Origin of the sequence: Methylophilus sp., from assembly GCF_052437885.1 — a bacterium.
In the GTDB taxonomy this organism is placed as follows: Bacteria; Pseudomonadota; Gammaproteobacteria; order Burkholderiales; family Methylophilaceae; genus Methylophilus.
In genome coordinates, this window is sequence record NZ_JBQVPB010000003.1 from 282,607 (window position 1) to 306,336 (window position 23,730).

Below are 23,730 nucleotides of genomic sequence, written 5' to 3' on the forward strand. Positions count from 1 at the left end.
GTCTGATGCGGATGAATCGTTTAAAATGCCGAATTTGCATGATTCTGGCGCCTGAGCCAGGCGATATGCGCCAGTCAATCGGCGACAGATCAGGCCCGGTAAAAAAATAATTGAAGTGAAATCAAGCTCTTTAGTGAAAGTCGTACAGTGAATATCAAGTTAAATGAAAGTGGCCGGTCGTGATTCAGTTTAAGCAACTGACCTTTTCAAGGGCAGGCAAGGCCCTGGTCGAAGGCGCCAGTTTTCAATTGCACCCCGGGCATAGGATCGGTTTGACCGGCGCTAACGGCGCAGGTAAATCTACTTTATTCGCCTTGTTGCGTGGCGAGCTGGTCGCCGATGCCGGCGAGCTGTTGATGCCTGCGCAGTGGGTGATCGCGCATGTCGCCCAGGAAACTCCCGCACTGTCACAATCTGCACTGGACTACACCCTGGATGGCGACGAAGAACTGCGTGCCCTGCAAAGCAGGCTGGCCAAAGCGCAGGCGGGTGAGGAGCATGACCCGATGCTGGTCGCCGAATGGCATCAGCGACTGGCGGATATTGACGGCTACAGTGCCGAATCCAGAGCCAGCACCCTGCTGGCTGGTCTGGGGTTCAGCCAGGCGCAGTTAACACAGGCGGTGAGTGATTTTTCCGGTGGCTGGCGCATGCGCTTGAATCTGGCACGGGCCTTGATGTGCCGGTCTGATCTGTTGCTGCTGGATGAGCCTACCAATCACCTGGATATTGAGGCGGTGATCTGGCTGGAAAGCTGGCTGAATGCCTATAGAGGCACGCTGCTGCTAATCTCCCACGATAGAGAGTTTCTCGATAACACGGTCAATCATATCCTGCATATCGAGCAGCAGAAGCTGGAATTATACCGTGGCGGCTACAGTGATTTTGAACGGCAACGTGCCGAAAAGCTGGCTTTGCAACAGGCAAGTTACCAGAAGCAACAGCAACATGTCGCCCATCTGCAAAAGTATATAGACCGTTTCCGGGCGCAGGCCACCAAAGCCAGACAGGCGCAAAGCCGTATCAAGGCGCTGGAACGCATGGAGCGCATCAGTGCCGCGCATGTGGATTCTCCGTTCAGCTTCGGCTTTAGAGACCCCGGTTCTGCACCTGACCCATTACTGGTACTCAACCAGGCCAGGCTGGGTTACAGCGATAAAGTGCTGGTGAGTTTCGCACACCTGGCCATCCGCCCGGGCGAGCGCATAGGCCTGTTAGGCAAGAACGGCGCGGGTAAATCCACCCTGATCAAGACACTGGCACAGTCTGAGACCTTGCTGGCTGGCGAGCGCATAGAAGGCAAGGATCTGCGCATAGGCTATTTTGCGCAGCATCAACTGGAACAACTGGTTGCCAGCGATTCGCCGTTACAGCATCTGCAACGGCTGGACCCAACTGCGCGCGAACAGGAACTGCTGGATTTTCTGGGTGGCTTTGATTTCAGGGGCGAAATGGCCAAAACGGCCTGCGGCCCGTTTTCCGGCGGCGAGAAATCCAGGCTGGCGCTGGCCATGTTGATCTGGAAGCGGCCCAACCTGATCTTGCTGGATGAGCCCACCAATCACCTGGATATTGAAATGCGGCATGCCTTGTCGCTGGCATTGCAGGCCTACGAAGGCGGCATGGTCATGGTGTCGCATGATAGAACGCTGCTGGCCACTTGCTGCGAAAAGTTCATGCTGGTGGCGGATGGCAAAGCCGAGGTATTTGACGGCGACCTTGACGACTACAAGCAGCATCTGCTGAAGATGACGCAGGTGTCTGCCAGCCCGGCCAACGCGGCGGAGACTAAGCAAAACAGCTACCATCAGCAGAAAGCTGACCGGCAGGCCAGGCTGGTCGAGCGGCGGCCATTGCTTAAAGCACTCGCCACCCTGGAATCGCAAATGGCCAAGCTTGAAGCTGAAAAAAATACCCTGGAAAGCCGTCTGGCAGACAGTGCTATCTATGAGGTCGCGCAAAAAGCCGAATTGCAGACTTTACTGATGGCACAGGCCGACAACCGCAAACAGCTGGACAATATTGAATCTGAATGGCTGGCATGTCAGGAAAAGCTCGAAGCCCTGCCTGAATGACGCTTATTTTTTAACTGAAGGATAACCTATGGAAATGACTTATACCGAGCGACTGAAATTACTGCATCAGCTGTGCCAGATTGAAACCAGGCAGGTGGTACAGCGCTCAGAAGAAGAGGCCAGGGAGGCGTTTGCCCATGTTGATGTTGAGCAGTCGACCTATTACATTGCCAGCTTTATCACCTTCAAAGCCATACAGGCGGCAGGGCGTCATCCGGGTGAAGAACTGCAGAGTGATTTTGAAATGCTGGGCGTCTATCAGTGTTTCGCATTGATGGTGTTTGCTTTTTTATCCATGCCACTGACGCAGGAAGGCCATCAGCCGGATTACGACGAAGCGCAGGTCATGATAGGCAGTGCGCTGTTTGAAGGCATAGACCATGAATTGCTGGCCGAGATCATAGAATCCGGCTTCAATAAATTCAGACTGATCGCCGAGGCGGATGCCGAGCATTGGCTGGAATATCGCGAGAATCTGGATAAAGTCACCATCAGTTATATTGTGGCGGCTACCGACGATGACAGCCCACATGCGGCGGCAGAAGTACTGCCTTTATTTGGACAATTACTGAGTCAGCTTTGCGAAGCTTTTAGTGCAATTTAGCTTTTAACGCTAATTATTTAGCAAATTGTTTAAAAAGCTTAACAAAGCTGATATAATTTGTAAATGTTAGTAAATTTTTTGCTTAACGCTTGTTAATCTATTTGGTTGTTCTATACCATTCTAAGGCTAGGGTTTAAAGCCTTCTGTTAAACAGTAAGAGGATAAAATGAGCAAGCTGCTGTTGATTGACGATGATGTTGAGTTAGCCAATATGCTAAAAGAATTTCTGACCCAGGAAGGATTTGGTGTCACGACTGCGCACGACGGTTTGACTGGTGAGCAATATGTATTGGCCGGAAAATTTGATCTGGTGATCCTGGATGTGATGATGCCAGGCCAGGATGGTATGCAGACGTTGAAAAACGTCAGACAGCATTCAGATATCCCGGTGCTGATGTTAACAGCAAAGGATGATAACGAAGGCCGTATCGAAGGCCTGGAGGGCGGGGCGGATGACTATGTGCAAAAACCCTGTCTGCCGCGTGAGCTGGTAGCCCGTATCCGTGCCATCTTGCGCCGCCAGAATAGCGATACACCTAAAGGCAATGATATCGTGGTCGGCCAACTGGTGGTTTCCAGTGAGCGCAGAAAAGTGTTCTGGGGTGACCAGCCTATCGTGTTCACCAGCACCGAGTTCAGCCTGATCGAGATCCTGGCCAAACATGCCGGGACTATCGTCAGTAAAGAAGACCTGTCTATCAAAGCGCTGGGCCGGTCATTAGTGAAATATGATCGCAGTATTGATGTACACTTGAGCAGTATCCGGCAAAAAATATCAGAAGCATCCGGCGGTGTAAACGTGATTCAAACGATTTACCGTGTCGGTTATCAATTAGTCCGAGACTAACCATTTGAAGTAATAGCGGGGGCTATGGGGCGGCTGTTCTGGAAGTTATTTGCAGCACTGTTTCTGGCGCTTATCTCCACCGTGATCACGGTAGGGAATATCGTGCAGTGGGAACTGCACCAGAAAAACGCGCACACGCATGGCTTACCCTCGCAATCGTCTGCGCTGACGATACAGTCTGCTTCACACCCGGCAAAAACAGATGCAGGCCAGTCTGGCCACTTTCATCTCAGTAATGAACTGAATTATGTAGAGCTGTTGCTGAATTTCCCGTTCTCGGCACTGGTGTTCTGTGTCATCACCAGTACTATCTTTGCCGGCGTGCTGGCCTGGTCTATCTCTCACCCGATCAAATTACTGCTTGAACATTTGCGTACCGCCGCGGATGGCAATCTGCTGGTGCGTGTCAGCCCCAAGATCACGGTCAGTCATGACGAATTTGCCGAGTTGGGTGCTGCCTTTGATCTGATGGCCTTGCGCCTCAACAGCATGATCAAAAGCCAATCCAATATGCTGCATCATGTGTCACATGAGTTGCGTTCTCCGCTGGCACGTATCCAGATGGCGGTGGGCCTGGTGATGCAAAATCCGAAAAAAATGCAAAGCTCCCTGCAGCGCGTTGAGCTTGAGGCCGTGCGCATGGAGAAGATGATCGCCGAATTGCTGGAGATTTTCCGTTTGGAATCCGGCATGCAGAAACTGCAGAAAACCGATCTGGATCTAAAAAGCCTGCTGGCCGGCATAGTCGGCGATGTGCAGTTTGAAAAGCAGGATGCGCGCATACACCTGGATATGCCGGATAGCAGCATACTGATTTATGGCCAACTGGAGCTGTTACAGCGCGCGATTGAAAATGTGGTGCGCAATGCCGTCAAGTACGGCCCTGCACTGGGTGAAGTGTCCATAGAACTGCAGCGCAGCGAACGTACCGGCGAAGTCATCATAGAAGTGCAGGACCAGGGCAGCGGCGTAGAACAGCAGGAACTGGAACAGATCTTCAAGCCCTTTATCCGCGGCCGCAGTGCTTCTCAGATCGATGGCCATGGCATAGGCCTGGCTATGACCAAACACATCGTGGAAGCACACGGTGGTTATGTCAAAGCGGCCAATCTGTCACCGGTCGGCTTTATGGTGCGTATCCATTTGCCTTACGCCAACCGCTCTTCTGCTGGCTGAAATCGCACGTATTCCGCTGCAACAATGTTAAAATAAGCGGTTTTAAAGATCACTCAGGCCAACAGCCGGATAACTATGACAGCACAATCATCCAATCAACCTTCAGCGGCCCCTATTGAAGCAGCCGTTGACGAAAACCATGTTATCGCAGAACGCAGGGAGAAACTGCGCCTGATGCGTGAGCAGGCCGCGGCCACGCAGGCTGCTGTTTTCCCCAACGATTTCAAACCCGAGCACAAAGCCGCCGATTTACAGGCCGCCTATGCCGAAACCGATAAGGAGACACTGGACCCGCAAGAGATCCCGGTGGTGGTCGCTGGACGTATGATGTTGAAGCGCGTGATGGGTAAAGCCAGTTTTGCGACTATCCAGGATAGCAGCGCACGTATTCAGTTATATGTCGCGCGTGATGAGATCGGCGAAGAGTTGTATGAAAGCTTCAAGCATTGGGATATGGGTGACATTCTGGGCGCCAGCGGCCGTCTGTTTAAAACCCGCACTGGCGAGTTGTCTGTGCATGTCACTAGCCTGCGTTTACTGACCAAGTCCTTACGCCCGCTGCCGGAAAAATTCCATGGTCTCCAAGACCAGGAGATCAAATACCGCCAGCGTTATGTCGATCTGATCACTTCTGAAGAAACGCGCGAGACCTTCAAGGCCCGCTCAAAAGTAGTGAATGCGATCCGCCAGTTCATGAATGAAAACGAGTTCCTCGAAGTGGAAACGCCTATGCTGCACCCGATACCCGGTGGTGCATCTGCCAAACCATTTATCACCCATCACAATGCGCTGGATATGCAGATGTTCATGCGTATCGCGCCCGAACTTTACCTCAAGCGCCTGATCGTCGGCGGGTTTGAGCGTGTGTTCGAGATCAACCGTAACTTCCGCAATGAAGGCCTGAGCGTACGCCATAACCCTGAATTCACCATGATGGAGTTTTACGCTGCTTACACCGACTATCACTGGCTGATGGATTTTACCGAGCAATGCATACGCGCTGCAGCGATCGCAGCCAGAGGCACAGCGGTGCTCAGTTACGCTGGTAAAGAAGTCGATTTGAGCAAACCGTTTGAACGCCTGACCATCATAGGCGCCATTCAGAAATATGCGCCACACTACACCTTGGATCAATTGAATGATGCGGCCTTTGTGCGACAAGAGTTGCTCAAGTTTGGCGTCAAGGCATTTGACCATGCCGGTTTGGGTTCTTTGCAACTGTCTCTGTTTGAAGAGACCGCCGAGAGCCAGCTCTGGCAACCTACCTATATTATTGATTACCCGGTAGAAGTCTCGCCGCTCGCACGTGCTTCAGATAAACAACCTGAGATCACTGAGCGTTTTGAGCTGTTTATCACCGGCCGCGAGATCGCCAATGGCTTTAGCGAGCTCAACGATGCAGAAGACCAGGCCGCACGTTTCCTGTCACAAGTGAAAGCCAAAGAAGCGGGCGACCAGGAGGCGATGTACTACGATGCCGACTTTATCCGTGCGCTGGAATACGGCATGCCACCGACTGGCGGTTGCGGCATAGGCATAGACAGGCTGGTGATGCTGATCACCGATAGTGCCAGCATCCGTGATGTGATCCTGTTCCCGCATATGCGTGCAGAACAATAAGGTATTCATGATGTTAAAAAACCACCTCAGGGTGGTTTTTTTATGCCTAGTCAACGGACTAGTTTTTCTTTAGTACCAAGACATATAGATGTCATCAAATTGTCATATTAGCTGTTCAAAATACGCCCCGTTGCATAGGTGAATATTCAAACAGGGAAAAGATATGAATTCAAAATTACGTCACATCGTGTTGTCCGCCCTAGCGGGAAGCATGCTAGTTGGCTTAACGTTGCCTGCCATGGCAGACTCAACGGTAGATCTGGTACAGGCTTTGGTGAGTAAAGGGGTCTTGACTGAAGAGGAAGGCGCTTTGCTGAGCAAAGGCCGCAGTACCGAGGTCGAAGTGCAAAAGAAAAAAGAAAGCAAAAGCTGGACTAGCCGCGTAAACCTGCGTGGTTATGTGCAGGTGCGCAACACCACCATGCTGGGTGGTGATGATGGCATTAACTTATGGTCAGACCGCTCTGTAGGTGATGATAAGTCACTGGGCGATGCGGATAAAAACTTCCTGATCCGTCGTGCACGTCTGATCATCTTTGGTGACTTTGGTGATCACCTGAGCTACTACATCCAGCCTGACTTCGCCAGCACGGCAGGTACAGGTAATAACAACTTTGCCCAATTGCGTGATGCGTATGGTGATGTTTACATTGATAAAACACGTGTACACCGTGTGCGTGTCGGTCAATCCAAAGTGCCATATGGCTTTGAAAACCTGCAATCAAGCTCGAACCGTTTAGCATTGGATCGTAACGATGCCTTGAACAGTGCGGTGCGTGATGAGCGTGACCTGGGTGCTTTCTACTACTACACACCTACAGATATCCAGGCTTTGTTTGAAGATATCAACAAGCAGGGTCTAAAACACTCAGGCAACTACGGTATGTTTGCACTTGGTCTTTACAATGGCCAAGGCGCCAACCGACCAGAACAAAACGACAATTACCATGTAGTGTCACGCTTTACTTACCCATGGAAAGCGGAAAGTGGCCAGATCTTCGAGGCCGGTATTCAGGCTTACAGAGGTGAGTACGTTTCGTCAACTGGTGCATATAGCCGCCGTAACGCTGCCGGAGCACTTGCAACAGCGACCCCTACATTAGGTACAGGTACACCGCTGTCAGGAAGAAATGGCATTGAAGATGAACGTGTAGGTATCAGCTTTATCATGTATCCACAACCGTTCGGTATTCAGGCTGAATGGAACTGGGGTAACACGCCAGGTCTGGATATCGCCAAGAACGTGATTGAGAAGAAAAGCCTGAACGGTGGTTATATACAGGCAATGTACAAGATCGATAACTTCCAGTTCTTGAGCACCAATGGCACTTTGATACCATTCATTAAATGGCAATATTTTGATGGTTATAACAAAGCTGAAACCAACTCTCCAGAAAACCACGTCAATGACTGGGAATTGGGTGTGGAATGGCAATTGGCTCCAGAAGTTGAAATCGCCATGGTCTACCACCGTATGAATCGTACCAACCTGGTGACGGGTGGTCGAAATGCAGCTACGCCAGCGACTAATTTGCCAGCTCGCGAAGATTACGAACATTTCAAGGCTGATGCCTTGCGCGTTCAACTGCAATACAACTTCTAAATCCTGATTTAGCAGCAAACATCGAATCCCGCCGTCTGGCGGGATTTTTTTATTCTATATATAACAAATTGGAATATAAAAATAATAAATAATTATTTTTTAAAATATACATAGTCTGAAATAATCCTGCTCATTCATTCAAGCGAGATGCACCATGTCGTCAACTCTGACCAAACCGGATATTCAATATGACGAAGCTGTACTGGCGGCTGTCAATGCAGCGATCATTGCTGTGCAGCGTGATACTGGTTATGGCTCTATAGAGGTCACGGTGCATGATGGTCGCGTGACTCAGATCGAGCGCCGCGAAAAAGTGCGTTTCGAAACAGGCAAACCGAAAAAGTAATTCATGATTTTTAAGGCGCTGACCAGTCCGCTGGAAGTTTATATCACTAGGGAGATTTAAATGTATTTAAAAAAAATTACGCTCGCAATGGCTGCGACGGGATTATGGTGGGCAAGTGGTATCGCGGGGATTGCGCAGGCTTATGCTGCGGAAGATGCTACCTCCACACAAGTAGAAGATGCTGAACAAAAGAAAAAAGTTGAGGCACGTCTGGCTGAGATCAAAGCCGAGGAAAAAGCAGCCGCCAAGGCGGCTAATGGTTATTACGTTGAGCGTCGCAGCTACGGTACACAAAAAGAAACCGAGCCACCACGCTATGTAAAACAGCTGAACAAAACCTGGTTGAAAGACTATGACGCGTTTGCTGATGTCGACTGGCTGGATGTAGGCCTGGAATACCGTGCACGTTACGAGTATAGGGACAATGACTTCCGCCGCCCACGCGAAAACCTGGATGAGCCACTCTTGCTGCGCACACGTGCCTATGTAGGTTTGAAAAACATCCTCGACCCTTTCCGTTTTGCGGTCGAGGCACAGGATTCACGTCGTAACAACAGTGACTATACCCGTAGCAACGATACGCGTGACGTCGACAAGGCAGATTTTGTACAAGCTTATTTAGAGCTGTATTTCAAAGAAAGTATCTTCGGTAAGGATGACCTGGGTAACAGCCGTCCATTCTGGGTACGTGGCGGACGCCTGGCCTGGGAAAGCCTGGATCGTCGCCTGATCGCGCGTAACGAATGGCGTAACACCACCAACACCTTCCAGGGTGTGCGTGCCAATATCGGTGAGAAAAAGAATGACTGGCAACTGGAAGCGTTTGCCGTGCAACCGGTACAACGTTTTACCGACAAACTGGATGAAGTGGATCACTCACAGAATTTCTACGGTGTGATCGGTGACTGGCGCCGTTGGTCTGAATACGTGACCATACAGCCGTATTACTTCTTGCTGAGACAAAATGGCGACGACGTGGTGTTTGACACTAACGGTAATTCACTGAGTGACCGCCGCTTTATTACTGCCGCCGCACAGAATCAGGCCAGGATAGACCGTGAGATTCACACTGGTGGTATCCGCGTATTCGGTGTGCTGCCAGGCACGCAGTGGGATTATGACGCTAGCTATGTCAAGCAATGGGGTGACCAGCAACGTTTCATCAGTAATACCATTGGTTATGTGAAGGTTGACCACGATGCTTTTGCCTATAACGCAGAAGTGGGTTACACCTTTAATAAACTGTCATGGAAACCACGATTCAGTACTTCGTATGGTGTTGCTTCCGGCGATAAGAGCCCGGCGACAGGCAATGATTTAACTGATAACGGCCGTTTTGACCGCCTGTTCGGCTTTGCCCGTCCATGGTCTAACAACGATTACATTCAGATGGAAAACATCCGTGCTGCGAAAGTGCGCGTGGAATTCGATCCGAAAGTGCCTTTCCTGGACAATGTGAAAGTGGATACAGGCTTTAGCTGGTACCAGCTGGATGATGCAAGTGACCGTTGGGCTGCCGGTGCCAACCTGCGCGACCGCACAGGCAGTTCTGGCCGGGATTTGGGTCAAGAGTATGACTTGCGCGTACGTTTCCCTATCAATCAATATGCAGCATTAAACCTGGGTTATGCGCACTTCTGGGCCGGTGATTTTGTTCAGGATGCAGTAAAAACAGGGACTAACCCTAACACATTCGATCAAAACCGTTCCAAGAGTTCTGACTTTTTCTACACAGAATTAACCCTGTACGGCTTCTAAAAAGAGGATAGATATGAAACTGAACCAAACATTTAAACAGGCAGTGTTGATCGCTGCGCTGGCCTCGCCGTTCGCGGCCTGGGCAGCGGATGTCAACCTGCTGAATGTGTCATATGATCCGACGCGCGAGTTGTATCAGGATTACAACGTCGCGTTTGCCAATTACTGGAAAGCCAAGACTGGTGACAACGTCATTATCAAGCAGTCACACGGTGGTTCCGGCAAGCAGGCACGGTCAGTGATCGATGGCTTGCAGGCAGATGTGGTGACTTTGGCCTTGTCTTATGACATTGATGAAGTCGGCGCAAAAGGCAAGCTGTTCCCGGCTGACTGGCAGAAACGTTTGCCGCACAACAGCTCACCTTACACGTCTACCATCGTATTTCTGGTGCGTAAAGGCAACCCGAAAAACATCAAGGACTGGGGTGACCTGGTCAAACCTGGTACTTCTGTGATCACGCCTAACCCTAAAACATCAGGTGGCGCGCGCTGGAATTACCTGGCTGCTTATGCTTACGCACTCAAGCAGAACAACCAGGACGAAACCAAGGCCAAAGATTACCTGAAGAAGCTGTTCAAGAATGTGCCAGTGCTGGACAGCGGTGCGCGTGGATCAACCACTACCTTTGTTGAGCGCGGTATCGGTGATGTGTTGCTGGCCTGGGAGAACGAAGCTTTCCTGGCACAAAAAGAGCTGGGCCCGGACAAGTTTGACATCGTGGTGCCTTCACTGTCTATCCTGGCCGAACCGCCAGTCGCTGTGGTGGACAAGAATGTAAAACGCCACAACACCCAGGCAGTTGCCGAGGCATATCTGCAGTATTTATACAGTGAAGAAGGCCAGGAGATCGCGGCGAAGAACTACTATCGCCCGACTCTGGAATCTGTCGCTAAAAAATACGAGAAACAGTTCCCAAAAGTGAATCTGATCAAGATCGATGAAACATTTGGCGGCTGGCAGAAAGCGCAAAAAACACATTTTGCCGACGGCGGCGTGTTTGACGAGATTTACCAAAAATAAGCTGTGACCCCTGAAAAAGGCATTTACCCAATGCCTTTTTCTTTTTCTCTTATAAGGAGAGTATGTATGTCAAAAGCATTAGTCATCGGTGGTGACCGTATAGAAGGCATTAAACAGGTATTACACGCGCAGGGCATAGACAAGATCGATCACTGGACGGGCCGCAAACCTGGCGACGTCAAACGTGAGCTGCCTGCCAATGTGAATGTGATCGTACTGGTGACCGGCTGGTTGAATCACTCCATGATGTACCGTATCAAACATGTAGCGCACAAGCGTGGCTTGAAAGTCGTATACACACGTAACAGTGCTGATGGCATGCAGCGTGTGCTGGAAGCAGCCTGAGCGTTCACAAGCTCACTGTTTAAATTTTTTTACATTTATCTTTGATTTAGTCTAAATTTATCCTCCTTATTAACCGATAAACAATTAGTGTTTTAAGGTTAAATGGCATTACTCATCGGTATTTTGTGTGGCACGCACAATCTTGCAACGTATGAGTTCACAAGGGTAAATAATGAGTCAAAACGGGATTGGCGACAAAACAGCGCCACTCAATGAAAATGCCACGCAGCGCCAGTTCATGCGCCATCGTCTTGTACGTAAAGTACAGGACAATACGCATTTCCTGGCCATGACCAGCATGGTATGTGGCTTGTTGGGCTTCCCGCATTACCTGCTGGACGTGGATAACAACGTCTGGCTGGCACAATTACTCACTTATCTCACCTTTATTCTGGTGAGCTATAACCTGCTGCTGGAAAATGGGCGGACTAACCTGGCCATGCTGACCATGTCGCTGGTCACTGTCAGTTTATTCGTCGTCCAGCTCTCGCCGTATGCGGCCGATTTCAATGACACTGCGCACCTGTTGCGTATGACCAGTGATATACAGGTGCATCATTTCACGCGTGTGCTTGAATATGCGGCCGGCGCATTGCTGGCCTGCCTGATCGCCACTTCTTATCTGTTTCAGCGCTCGGGCTGGTTAGCGACTAGCCAGGCGATCCTGTATGTGGCGGTGATGATCCCGCTGATCCCCTTGTTAGGTTTCTTCTGCGGCGTCGCCCAGCCTTACGGCATCATGTCACCACTGACCACGCTAAGCGGCTTGTTGTGTGCCTTCAGCCTGCTGGCAAAACACGCTTCGCACCCGCCCATGAGCTATTTATTGCTGATGGACGACAACGGCAAGCAGATACGTTTCAGTATCGTGTTTCTGAGTTTTTTTGCCATCATGCTGGCCAGGGCCGGAGTGGAGTTCGGTGACAGCATGCTGCGCGCGCTGCCCGTCGTGGTAGTGGTGTCTATACTCGCCATCATCTATACCATGACCGCTACTTATTACCGCAAAGGGCAGAGCAGCGAACATGTGGTACTGCCTGCTGCAGATATGGATTTTGCCAGCCAGGTCGAAACCGCACTGGATAACAATCAGTTTTATATGGTGTATCAACCGCAGATCGATTTCGAGACTGGCAAGTTAAAAGGGGTAGAGGCGCTGGTACGCTGGCGACATCCGGTCAAAGGCATCATTTCGCCGGACAAGTTCATCCGCGTGGCTGAACTGACCGGCCTGATCGTGCCTTTGGGCAATTGGGTGATGCGCACTGCGTGTGCCGAGGCCGCGAAATGGAACAGTGACCCGCTGCTGGGCGATATTGAAGTGGCGGTGAATGTGTCGGCGCTACAATTGAAATCCGGCACCCTGGTCGACGATATCCTGCAGATACTCAAAGAAACAGGCCTGGCACCGCAACGCCTGGTGGTCGAGCTGACGGAGAGCGCTTTTGTGCAGGACGATGGCCAGAACGCCAGCATGATGCACAAGTTAAAAGATGTCGGCATCAAACTGGCGATCGATGATTTTGGCACCGGCTATTCCTGCCTGTCTTATCTGCGCGATATCCCTGGTGACTATCTGAAGATAGACCGTTCATTTGTCATGGAACTGCCAGGGCATGATAAAGCCGAGGCGGTGATCCAGGCCATAGTCAGCCTGGGCAAGAGTCTGGGTTACCGTATTATCGCCGAGGGCGTTGAAACCGAGGCACAGTCTAAATTCATCAAGGCCATAGGCGGCGACATCGTGCAGGGCTTCTTGTACTCGCGTCCGCTGGAAGCCGAAGCACTGCAATACTGGGCGGCTGAAAACCTGCCTGCCACGATTCCTCATTAATCCTCACCAGCTTTCAATCAGCGGTTTGTGGCAACGCATCCTCTTGCGGCGTTGCCAGCTGCCGTATCTGGTGTTTGTTCGCCTGTCATATGTGTTGTCACAATTATGTTTTACATCAATGCTAATTAAATGAAAAGGAAGATGAATCCAGTGCTACTTGCCCGATAATTCCCTGCTGCCAGCGGCTATAGTTTAGAAAACCATCGGTCAAGCCGAGGATAAAAAACGTCAGGGATAGGGGGCATCATATGTCAGTTTCCAGTATTGACTGGTTAGCTGTGAATGTTCAAGAGTGTGGCACGCAACGGCAGTATATGCGCCATCGTTTTTTGCGTAGTGTGCAGAAGCAGGCACCATGGCTGGCGATTGCCAGTATTGTCACAGTGTTTCTGACATTTCCTTTTATTACTTTTCCCAACGAGTACGGTTTTTGTATCGCCCTGAGCCTGGGATATCTGATTTTTATTACCGTCAGCTTGCGTACGCTGCTAGAAACATGGCGTAAGGACAGACTGACCAAAATCATCTCTGCTTCAGTCATACTGCTGTTCCTGGCTGAAATATTTCTGGTGGTCAGCAGCCACAGGCACATCGATTTTGACCTTGCCAGCGCTTATCCTGATGCCGCCAGCCTTGATCAGTTGACCACAGATCTAGTGATGGCGGCTTTAGTCATGTTTGCGTCTATCCTGTGCCATATTCAATGGAGCAAATGCAGCCAGGCATTGCTGTGCATTGTGATACTGATGCCGGTGAACGGTTTGCTGGCTTCGTTGTATGGCATCCCTGACGCCTATGGGCAACTCTCGCCACTGGCCAGCCTGGGTGGGTTGTTGTGCGCGTCTGCCTTGCTGGCCAAGCAAATCTCGCAAACTTCCATGAGCTATCTGTTATTGCTGGATGACTCAGGCAAACATTTGCGCTGGATCGTCTGTATTTTATTTCTATGCTCGATTGTCCTGGGTGGTGTCGGTGTCTACTTCAAGCATGACCCGCGGGTCACACCGATCATTATTACGATTGCGCTGATGGCCATTGTCAGCATCATGACCACCACTTATTACCGTAAAGGCGTAGTCCACGAACAAGTATTACCGCCAGAGGACCTGGCTTTTGCCAGTGAGCTGGAAGCCGCGATCGCACATGAGGAGTTCTACCTGGTGTATCAGCCGCAAATTGATTTCCAGAGCGGCAGGATGGTGGGCGTAGAAGCGCTGATCCGCTGGCAGCATCCGCAACATGGCGTCATTCCGCCAAACAGATTTATTGGCGTGGCAGAGTTGACAGGTCTGATCGTGCCTATGGGTGCATGGGTGCTGAAAGCGGCCTGCCAGCAAGTCGCTAACTGGAGAAATCACGAGCTGGCGGATGCCAAAGTATCGGTGAACGTTTCACCTCTGCAACTCCAGTCTGAAGGGTTCACTGAGTATGTGGCGCAGGTGTTGCGTGAAACAGGCCTCGCTGCCGAGAGGCTGGTGATTGAGCTCACCGAGAGCGCGTTTGTGCATTCTGATTGCAAAAGCATGGAGAATCTCAAAGCCCTGAAACACATAGGCGTCAAACTGGCGATAGATGATTTTGGCACCGGCTATTCCTGCCTGGCCTATCTGCGGGATATTCCCGGAGATTACCTGAAAGTGGACCGTTCTTTTGTCAACGATGTACCAGGCAAGGAGCGTTCAGAAGCGGTCACCAGTGCCATCGTGGTGCTGGGCAAGAACCTGCATTACCAGATAGTCGCCGAAGGGGTGGAAACTGAAGCACAGGCCAATTACCTGAAAGGGCTGGGCTGTGATTTTGTGCAGGGCTTTTTATATGCCAAACCCATGCCGGAACAGGAATTGCAGCAATGGGTGCAGGCGCGGCCTGATGTCCCGTTTGCGGGTCATCAGGCCTGACGGGCTTACTGCTGGTCCATTACATTTTTTTCTGGCTCATTTTTTTGAGGCGTATATTTTTCATGCTGCAATTTTGATCTGACCAGCTCTATATGCGCGCGTAACTCGTAGGCATATTGCGAGAAAGGCACTGGCAGCTGCACGTTGATGACCTTGGATTCGATCTCATTTAATTTCTCTACGAACAGGCGCTGGTCTTCTGCCGTTTTAATTTCTCTCAGTTGCGTATCCAGGTAACGCAGTTCGCCGTAGTAGCGGAATAGTTTGCGTTTGACCAGCCAGACATAAATCATAGGGATGATCTTGGTCAGCGGGATCAATAACGCCAGTAACGGCAGGATCACGATCAGAGTACGGTTCACAAAGGTGGCCGCCCAGAACGGCAGGTATTTGTCTATGAAAGGCAGGCCGGACTTATAGAAGTTGAGCGCCTGCGTGCTCAGGGGGAAATCGGTGTCCTTGGCTGAAGGGAACTCATCTTTGGCGTTGAACAGGCCGGCGCCGCCATGCACCTGCGCAATGACTTTCATCATTAAATAAACCAGCGCCGGGTGCATATCCTCTTTCACCACCAGGGTCGCTGTCGGTGCCACCATGTGTACATCATGGGCGGGGATGTTATGCGCCAAGTCCATGGCACCTTCAGGCAAGACCAGATGATGCAGGAACGAGAATTTGCGCGAGAACGCCTCTGCAGTGTCCATACTGAGCAGGGTGAGCTGCTTATCTTCCACCATGCTGCGTATCACATACGAAGTCGGCACATCGACAAAAAACGCCGCATCGAGTTTGCCTTTGCGCAATGCTTCTGCGGCTTCTTCGCCGCCTGTTTCAATCAGTTTGCTATTCTCTGCGGTGACACCACTCTCGGCCAGCAGAGTACTCACCAGGGTGTGAGTGCCATTGCCGCTGTAACCGACAGCGATCTTTTTGCCTTTTAATGCCGAGAGATGCGTGGTTTCCAGCTTGCAACGGCAGAAGATCCATACCGGCTGGTAGTAAAGGCTGCCCAGGGATAACAAGGTGCCAGCGCCTTCGGCATGCGCTTCACCATCCTGGATAAAAGCGATATCCACTTCGGAGTCAGGGTCCTTGAGCAGGCGCAGGTTCTCTTTATCGCCAGAAGTAGGGCGGGTCTCCAGGGTGATACCTTCCTGCTTGAGGAACACGCCATAGATAGAAGCGAACGCATTGTAATTGATATCGTTATTGCCGGTCGCGATGACGATCTTGCGCGGCGGGGCTGGGTCTATGAACTTATAGGCGACAAATAGCGCCAGGCAGATCAGTATGATAGAGGGCAGCATGGCGCCCAGGATCTCGCCGGTGAAGATAGCGGTGAATTTATTATTGCGCGGATCGAATTTCATCTGTCATGGGCGGTTCATCTGCAAGCAGATGAATCAGGGTGTTGTCAGGATGGTATTGATTTTACAGAGGCTGGCACAGAATGTCACAACTGATGAGGGTGGGCCCCTAAAAGAAAAAATGCAGCCAGTCGCCTGGCTGCATTCTTATTAAGGCTGACGCGATGAAAGCCGTCGCAATACCACTATCATGCGATCGATCTCTTCATAGGTGTTATAAAACGCCACTGAAGGCCGCACGGTGGTTTCTACCCCAAAACGACGCAAGATAGGTTGTGCACAATGATGGCCGGAACGCACGGCGATGCCTTCCTCGTTCAGTGCAGCACCTACTTCTTCGCTCTGGTAACCTTTTAACGCAAAAGACAGCACGCTGGCCTTGTTTTTGGCAGTGCCTATCAGGCGCAGGTGCGGAATATCGCTCATGGCTGCTGTGGCGTATTCAAGCAGGGCATGTTCGTAGCTGGCGATGTTTTCAATGCCTATACGCTCAACATATTTAAGCGCCGCACCCAGCCCCACTGCATCTGCGATATTGCCGGTACCTGCCTCAAATTTGGCCGGCGCTGCATGATAGACGGTTTTTTCAAAGGTCACGTCCTGGATCATGTTGCCACCGCCTTGCCAGGCAGGCATGTCTTGCAATACATCCGCTTTGCCATACACCACGCCTATGCCGGTCGGGCCGAATATCTTGTGGCCTGAGAAGACAAAGAAATCCGCATCCAGGGTCTGGATGTCTATGCGCATGTGCGAAATGGATTGCGCGCCATCGAGCAATACTTTGGCGCCGGCTCTGTGTGCCATGGCGATCATTTCCTGCGCAGGCGTGACGGTGCCCAGCGCATTAGACACTTGCGTGAACGAAACCAGCTTGGTTCTTGGGGTCAGCAGTCTCTGGTACTCTTCCAGCAGGATCTGGCCGCTGTCATCCACCGGGATCACTTTCAGCACCGCACCTGTCTCCTGGCACAACTGCTGCCAGGGCACGATATTGGCATGATGTTCCAGATTGGAAACCACGATCTCATCACCGGCACCCAGGTGTTTTTTACCCCAGGTTTTGGCGACCAGATTGATGCCTTCAGTCGTTCCACGCACAAAGATCACCTGATTCACCGATGGCGCATTGATAAAGCGGCGCACGGTTTCGCGTGCATCTTCATAGGCATCGGTGGCACGGGCTGCCAGCTCATGCGCAGCACGGTGAATGTTGGAGTTTTCATGCTGGTAGAAATAACTGACCCTATCGATCACCACTTGCGGTTTTTGCGTGGTGGCTGCGTTATCAAACCAGACCAGTGGCCTGCCGTTGACTTTTTCATTCAGGATAGGGAAATCACGGCGCACGCTAAGCACATCAAATGCCGGATGTGTTGAAGCAGGTAAGCCATGAGTCAGCGCAGGCTGCTCGGCTTGCAGAAAATAAAACGACTGTCCGCCTGAGGCAGGCTTGCTGACCGGGGCTTGCGCCGCTGGCACGGACGCGGCAGGGGTGGCAGCGCCCCCCAGCCAGCGATTCAGCTCCTGCTGGTAGGGGATCTCAATGCCGATATCGGCGAATTGGCCAGGTAGCAGATAAGCCGGGTCGGCATGCAGCACATCCAGGTGGTTAGGGTCACTGGCCAGTGTCTCTATGCCAGGCACATAGGTTAATTGCTGCGCCTGGGCTTCAAGTGTCACGGGTTGTATGCTGGATTGCGCATAACTGGGCGAGGTGATATCCCTGCTGTTGCCCCCGGTGACAGTCGCCACTTGCGTGGAGAGTGAGTCTGTCGCCGGCACTTTGGCTTGCGCCTGGGCCGGTGTTGCCAGTGATTGCGCGAATTGGGCCGCTGCAAAAGGCGCAGTGGCCGGGAAACCTTCAGCATATAACTCATTGACCAGCTGGTTAAGCGTGTCTATATCCAGTGAGCCGGTCTGTTGCAGCTCGCGGCCTACACCGAGTGCCGCCGTCATTTTGGGATGCTCGCCCGGAAGCGAGGCCAGAATGGCCTCAGGCTCAAAGCTTGCCAGATCCAGTGCCTGATGAGTGTTTGGATTACTTGTAGTCATAGTAGTGGTCAACTCCGACATCTTCCAGTACGGCAATCGCATCTTCAGTTAACACTGCCAGTGAGCAATAGAGTGAAACCAGATAAGAAGCGATCGCTTTGTGGTTAATGCCCATGAAGCGCACCGACAGGCCCATGCTTTGTTGACCAGGCAGGTTAGGTTGATAGAGACCGATCACGCCCTGTTTGCTTTCGCCCACGCGTAACAGCAGGATCTTGGATTTGCCATTGACGATAGGCAGCTTGTCACTCGGGATCAGCGGGATACCGCGCCAGGTGATGAACTGTGAACCGAACAATGACACGGTCGGTGGCGGCACGCCACGACGGGTACACTCACGGCCGAATGCAGCGATCGCTTTCGGGTGCGCCAGGAAAAACGCCGGTTCTTTCCACACTTTGCTCAGCAACTCATCCAGGTCATCCGGGGTAGGCTGGCCATTACGGGTTTTCACGATCTGTGATTTGGCGACATTGTTAAGCAAACCGTATTCTTTGTTATTGATCAGTTCGCTTTCCTGGCGCTCTTTCACCACTTCTATGGTCAGGCGTAACTGCTCTTTGATCTGGTTGTGCGGGCTGCTGTAAAGGTCAGAAACACGGGTATGCACATCCACCACCGTGTTGACTGCATTCAACACATACTCACGGCCCCACTCTTCGTAATCGACAAAGGTCGCCGGCAGGTCTTTTTCGTCCTTGCTGGAACAATCAACCGTGATCGCAGCCGGATCTTTTGCCTTGTTAACGCGGTAAATACCTGCTTCTACCGGCACCCAGTTCAATAAATGCACCAGCCAGCGCGGGCTGATGGTACTGAGCATAGGTACCGATTTGGTAGCATTGGCAAGCGTCCGTGCGGCGACATCGCCTAATGCACTCTGTGATGGCTGTTGTGACATGTATTCTCCTTATTGATAAAGCTAAAAATCAGGCTGCGGCCGGAATGGGCTTAGCATCCGAATGCGCCTGTGTGACATGACTATTGGCGGGCACGTTGCGGGTCACCCACACGTTACCGCCAATGACTGAATGTTTACCTATGGTGACGCGCCCCAGAATGGTGGCCCCGGCATAAGCCACGACATAATCTTCCAGGATAGGGTGGCGCTCGAACTTTTTCACCAGGTGGCCGTTGGCATCTTTAGGGAAATTCTTGGCGCCCAGGGTGACAGCCTGATACAGGCGCACATGGTTGCCGATAATGGCGGTTTCGCCTATGACGACGCCGGTGCCATGGTCGATAAAGAAATGATCACCTATATGCGCACCAGGGTGGATATCTATGCCGGTCTGCGAGTGGGCGATCTCAGTGATCAGGCGGGCAATGATGGTCAGGCCCAGCCCATGCAGCACATGGGCGATGCGATAGTGGATCAGTGCCAGGATACCGGGGTAACTGACCAGTATTTCATCGACACTGTCCGCCGCCGGATCGCCCTGATACGCGGCTTCGAGGTCGGTATCCAGCTGCAGGCGTATACGAGGCAAGTGCTCTGAGAACTGGCCGGTGAGGCTGTGCGCCTGTGGCCGGAACTGGGCGGCGGGTTCACTGGGCGCTTTAAACGCCAGTTCCAGGCGGATCTGGTGCTGTAATTCACGCAGGGCTTTGTCCAGCGTGGTGCCTACATAAAAGTTGATGGCGTTAGCCTGGATATCCGGGTCGCCAAGGCGGTTAGGGAATAGCGCGGCCGCCAGCCATTCCACGCATTGTCCCAGTGCCTTGCGTGAAGGCAGTTTGGGTGGTTGCGATAGTCGCTGCCGCTGTTGCAATGCGCTTTCCCTGATATTGGCCAGTTGCTGCACGATGTGTTCGATCGCGATTTCTTGCATCGTCAATTCGTCCTGTCAGTATGCTTTGTTGACTGCTCAAAAACAAAAAAGCCAGTTGCATCATGAGTGCAAACTGGCTTCCAGTGGTCTAGACAGCTGTATATGCGCTCACTATAAAATAAACTGGTGTAAATGAACAGGGTTCGAGTCAAATAATTATTAATTATTTGCTTATTCCATTTGGTTATTAGTAAAGATATATATGTAAAACCGTTGAATCAGGCATTGCTATAAATCAGCTAGGCTATAAAGCTACTCCTCTGCGTGGCGGTTTGCAATAAAATAGCAGTAAAATAAGCTAGCTTTTTTAATATATTTTTAGGTTATAAATATATTATTTTTTATTCTTTTTAAAAATATAAATAGGTCTGTATAGTGCAGACCAATTCATCTTAGGAGCAGAATATGTCATCTTTGTTACGCAGTGCCGTTCTGGCCGTATTGTTCAGCAGTGTGTCACTGCAAGCCGCCGAAATATTGAATGCATCTTATGATGTGACGCGTGAGTTCTACAAAGACTTTAACCCGGCGTTTGTACAATACTGGAAAGAAAAAACCGGTGAGACCGTGACTATCAATCAATCCCATGGTGGCTCTACCAAGCAGGCACGCTCAGTCGTCGATGGCTTGCCGGCAGATGTGATCACCATGAACCGCAGTGCCGATATCGATATCCTGGCGCAAAAAGGTAAATTGATCCCGGCCAACTGGCAAACACGCCTGCCTAACAATAGTGTGCCCAGCGCTTCACCTACCGTGTTTCTGGTGCGCAAGGGCAACCCCAAGCATGTGAAGGACTGGGATGACCTGATCCGTCCGGGTGTGAGTTCTGTGATCCCTAACCCGAAAACATCCGGCAATGGTAAATACAGCTATCTGGCGGCCTGGGGTTATGTCACGCAAAAAGGCGGTGATGCAGCCAAGGCCCGCCAGTTCGTGACCGAGTTGTTCAAACATGTGCCAGTACTGGATACCGGCGGCCGTGGCGCGACCACCACCTTTGCCCAGCGCGAGATCGGTGATGTACTGGTGACGTTCGAGAACGAAGTGTATCTGCTGCAAAAAGAGCTGGGCGAAGACAAGTATGAGGTGGTTTATCCTTCAGTCACCGTGCTGGCCGAGAACCCGGTCTCTGTGGTCGACAAAGTGGTGGATAAAAAGGGTACCCGCAAACAGGCACAAGCTTATCTCGAATACCATTTTTCACCCCAGGGCCAGGCCATTGCCGCCAAACACTATTTGCGTCCGCAAGTGGCTGATGCGGCACAGCCGGCATTTAAAAAGATCCGTACCTTTACGGTAAAAGAAACATTCGGCAGCTGGACCGAGGCCGAAAATACACATTTCAGTGATGGCGGCATTTTTGACCAGATCTACCAGAAATAAACGCAACAGCATTAACGCAGCATAGTATAAGGAGGGATGATGACCCAGCGACAACCACATCAGGAACCAGAACATGTAGTGCAGTTACGCGCCGAGTTAAAGCAGGTGCTGGCGCTGGATCTGGAAGAGTTAGGGCTGATAGAAGCCAATACCGGTGAATACGAAAGTACCTTTATCGGCGTGCACCTGAAAACGGCTTTTCAGCCTATCTATGACGCCAAGCAAGGGGATATCTACGGCTACGAAGCCCTGATCCGCCCCTCATTGTTTGGCACGCTGGGCAGTACCCCGGAGTTTGCATTCACCTATGCCGAACAATCCGGCAAGCTGGTGCAGTTTGATCGCGTATGCCGCTCGCAGCATGTGCTCAACTTCCGCGCCATCCACCAGGAGAACGGCTTGCTGTTTCTCAATGTGCATCCTAAATTGCTGCTGGAAGTCAGTGCACACGGCAAAGTGTTCGAGCAGATATTGCACCAGTATTCAGTGCCAACCGACAGGGTGGTGCTGGAGATCAATGAGTCACTGATAGACCAGGACAAACACCTGATCGCAGCGATAGAGAACTACCGTTCACTGGGCTACAGGATTGCGTTTGACCATGTAGGCAACCACCAGAGCAAGCTGTATCGTTTGTGGGGCGCGCAGCATGACTTTATCAAGTTTGATATCTCTGTCATCCACCAGGCAGCGCAGCAACCGGCATTGGCCAAAGCATTGGGCGGGCTGGTGCATGCCGTGCAAGATCTGGGCAGTACGCCAGTGATCGTCGGCGTGGAAACGCAACAGCAACTGGATATCGCGATCGCCTCTGGTGCGACCATACTGCAAGGTAATTTCCTGGCTGAGCCGGTGGTCGCCAAGGTATTGAACGACCAGTTCCAGCATCGCTCGCCTAAAGTGGCGTAAACACTGCCTTGCATGATCATTAAGCTGGGTTAAACACTATAATGTCAGGCTGCCGGCGTGCTTTTGCCATCAGGCGAAACAGGCCGGCAGTACTGATATAACAGTCAATTATAAATTAATGATTAAACATTCTTTTGTGAATAATAAGAATCCGGCTACATTAGCCCCTGTTCAAACCGGTCACGAGTCAATATGACAACTAGAAAAAAACATTTATTGCCCGGCTTTGGCCTGTCACTAGGCTACACCCTTGTATATTTAAGCCTGATCGTATTAATCCCATTGGCAGCCGTTTTCCTGCGCACCACCGAATTGAGCTTTAGCGAGTTCTGGGCAGTGGTGACTACGCCGCGGGTGCTTGCCACCTACCGCTTAACCTTTGGTGCGTCGCTGTTAGCGGCGCTGATCAACCTGGTGTTCGGCCTGCTCACGGCCTGGGTGCTGGTGCGCTACCAGTTTTATGGCAAAAAGATCCTGGATGCGCTGGTCGACCTGCCGTTCGCCTTGCCTACCGCTGTGGCGGGTATCTCGCTGACGGCGATCTATGCGCCGAATGGCTGGCTGGGTCAATGGCTGGAACCGCATGGCATCAAAGTCGCTTTCACCCCCCTGGGCGTGGTGGTTGCGCTCACATTTATCGGTTTGCCGTTTGTGGTACGTACCGTGCAGCCAGTGCTGGAAGACTTTAGTACCGAACTGGAAGAAGCCGCCGCCAGCCTGGGTGCTAATCGCTGGCAGACCTTTTTCAAAGTGATACTGCCGGCCATCTGGCCTGCCTTGCTGACCGGTTTCTCATTGGCTTTTGCCCGTGCCGTGGGTGAGTATGGTTCGGTGATCTTTATTGCCGGTAACATGCCTATGATTTCAGAGATCACGCCGTTGATGATCATCACCAAGCTAGAGCAATATGATTACGCTGGCGCCACTGCGATCGCGGTGGTGATGCTGGTGATCTCATTTGCCCTGCTGTTGCTGATCAATCTGTTGCAATGGTGGAGCAGCCATAGGCATGGTGGTAAATAATGCACCATGGACGATGGCAGCGCAGTGGGTC

19 protein-coding genes are annotated in these 23,730 nt (G+C 51.4%); 15 read left to right on the forward strand and 4 right to left on the reverse strand.

Going from position 1 to position 23,730, the window contains the following annotated elements; genetic code table 11:
• Positions 1-179: 179 nt before the first annotated feature.
• The 12 genes from ACT6RZ_RS04610 (at position 180) to ACT6RZ_RS04665 (ending at position 15,127) form a co-directional block, all read left to right on the forward strand.
• Positions 180-2,075: an ATP-binding cassette domain-containing protein gene (locus tag ACT6RZ_RS04610; protein ID WP_444701014.1), complete on the forward strand. Its 1,896-nt coding sequence runs from the start codon at positions 180-182 to the stop codon at positions 2,073-2,075.
• A gap of 28 nt (positions 2,076-2,103) precedes the next feature.
• Positions 2,104-2,679 (forward strand): hypothetical protein, encoded by a 576-nt coding sequence (locus ACT6RZ_RS04615; RefSeq protein ID WP_444701015.1) that lies wholly within the window; start codon positions 2,104-2,106, stop codon positions 2,677-2,679.
• Positions 2,680-2,845: 166 nt separating this feature from the next.
• Complete coding sequence (locus ACT6RZ_RS04620; RefSeq protein WP_379054946.1) at positions 2,846-3,526, forward strand: response regulator transcription factor; 681 nt, start codon at positions 2,846-2,848, stop codon at positions 3,524-3,526.
• A 24-nt stretch (positions 3,527-3,550) separates the two neighbouring features.
• On the forward strand, positions 3,551-4,702 hold the full coding sequence (locus ACT6RZ_RS04625; protein ID WP_444701016.1) for an ATP-binding protein: 1,152 nt from the start codon (positions 3,551-3,553) through the stop codon (positions 4,700-4,702).
• 75 nt (positions 4,703-4,777) lie between these two features.
• On the forward strand, positions 4,778-6,322 hold the full coding sequence (gene lysS / locus ACT6RZ_RS04630) for a lysine--tRNA ligase (RefSeq protein WP_444701017.1): 1,545 nt from the start codon (positions 4,778-4,780) through the stop codon (positions 6,320-6,322).
• Between the two features lie 163 nt (positions 6,323-6,485).
• A complete protein-coding gene (locus tag ACT6RZ_RS04635) occupies positions 6,486-7,925 on the forward strand; it encodes a porin (RefSeq protein ID WP_444701018.1) in 1,440 nt (479 codons plus the stop codon).
• Between the two features lie 154 nt (positions 7,926-8,079).
• Positions 8,080-8,271 (forward strand): YezD family protein, encoded by a 192-nt coding sequence (locus ACT6RZ_RS04640; protein ID WP_444701019.1) that lies wholly within the window; start codon positions 8,080-8,082, stop codon positions 8,269-8,271.
• Positions 8,272-8,331: 60 nt separating this feature from the next.
• Positions 8,332-10,029: an alginate export family protein gene (locus ACT6RZ_RS04645; protein ID WP_444701020.1), complete on the forward strand. Its 1,698-nt coding sequence runs from the start codon at positions 8,332-8,334 to the stop codon at positions 10,027-10,029.
• A gap of 13 nt (positions 10,030-10,042) precedes the next feature.
• Positions 10,043-11,050 carry a sulfate ABC transporter substrate-binding protein gene (locus ACT6RZ_RS04650; RefSeq protein ID WP_444701021.1) on the forward strand — a complete coding sequence of 336 codons (1,008 nt, stop codon included), beginning with the start codon at positions 10,043-10,045 and terminating at the stop codon, positions 11,048-11,050.
• A gap of 66 nt (positions 11,051-11,116) precedes the next feature.
• The gene (locus tag ACT6RZ_RS04655; RefSeq protein ID WP_029146612.1) at positions 11,117-11,395 is read left to right on the forward strand and encodes a DUF2325 domain-containing protein; all 279 of its coding nucleotides are present in this window, start codon (positions 11,117-11,119) and stop codon (positions 11,393-11,395) included.
• 172 nt (positions 11,396-11,567) lie between these two features.
• The gene (locus tag ACT6RZ_RS04660; protein ID WP_444701022.1) at positions 11,568-13,229 is read left to right on the forward strand and encodes a putative bifunctional diguanylate cyclase/phosphodiesterase; all 1,662 of its coding nucleotides are present in this window, start codon (positions 11,568-11,570) and stop codon (positions 13,227-13,229) included.
• 314 nt (positions 13,230-13,543) lie between these two features.
• Entirely contained in the window at positions 13,544-15,127 is a 1,584-nt protein-coding gene (locus ACT6RZ_RS04665) for a putative bifunctional diguanylate cyclase/phosphodiesterase (RefSeq protein WP_444701023.1), read from the forward strand.
• Between the two features lie 5 nt (positions 15,128-15,132).
• Here ACT6RZ_RS04665 and ACT6RZ_RS04670 read toward each other — a convergent pair whose 3' ends face one another.
• The 4 genes from ACT6RZ_RS04670 to epsC all read right to left on the reverse strand — a co-directional run bounded on the left by ACT6RZ_RS04670 (position 15,133) and on the right by epsC (position 20,381).
• Complete coding sequence (locus ACT6RZ_RS04670; protein ID WP_444701024.1) at positions 15,133-16,497, reverse strand: TAXI family TRAP transporter solute-binding subunit; 1,365 nt, start codon at positions 16,495-16,497, stop codon at positions 15,133-15,135.
• Positions 16,498-16,644: 147 nt separating this feature from the next.
• Positions 16,645-18,549 carry a family 2A encapsulin nanocompartment cargo protein cysteine desulfurase gene (locus ACT6RZ_RS04675; protein WP_444701025.1) on the reverse strand — a complete coding sequence of 635 codons (1,905 nt, stop codon included), beginning with the start codon at positions 18,547-18,549 and terminating at the stop codon, positions 16,645-16,647.
• The gene (locus ACT6RZ_RS04680) at positions 18,536-19,450 is read right to left on the reverse strand and encodes a family 2A encapsulin nanocompartment shell protein (protein WP_379054968.1); all 915 of its coding nucleotides are present in this window, start codon (positions 19,448-19,450) and stop codon (positions 18,536-18,538) included. The genes ACT6RZ_RS04675 and ACT6RZ_RS04680 overlap by 14 nt, the downstream gene beginning before the upstream one ends.
• Positions 19,451-19,478: 28 nt before the next feature.
• On the reverse strand, positions 19,479-20,381 hold the full coding sequence (gene epsC / locus ACT6RZ_RS04685) for a serine O-acetyltransferase EpsC (protein WP_444701026.1): 903 nt from the start codon (positions 20,379-20,381) through the stop codon (positions 19,479-19,481).
• A gap of 405 nt (positions 20,382-20,786) precedes the next feature.
• On the opposite strand from epsC, the gene ACT6RZ_RS04690 reads away from it, so the two are divergent.
• From ACT6RZ_RS04690 to cysT, 3 genes are all read left to right on the forward strand, one after another.
• Complete coding sequence (locus ACT6RZ_RS04690; protein ID WP_444701027.1) at positions 20,787-21,767, forward strand: sulfate ABC transporter substrate-binding protein; 981 nt, start codon at positions 20,787-20,789, stop codon at positions 21,765-21,767.
• 39 nt (positions 21,768-21,806) lie between these two features.
• A complete protein-coding gene (locus ACT6RZ_RS04695; protein ID WP_444701028.1) occupies positions 21,807-22,676 on the forward strand; it encodes an EAL domain-containing protein in 870 nt (289 codons plus the stop codon).
• A 192-nt stretch (positions 22,677-22,868) separates the two neighbouring features.
• Entirely contained in the window at positions 22,869-23,699 is an 831-nt protein-coding gene (cysT, locus tag ACT6RZ_RS04700) for a sulfate ABC transporter permease subunit CysT (RefSeq protein WP_379054976.1), read from the forward strand.
• Positions 23,700-23,730: the final 31 nt, after the last annotated feature.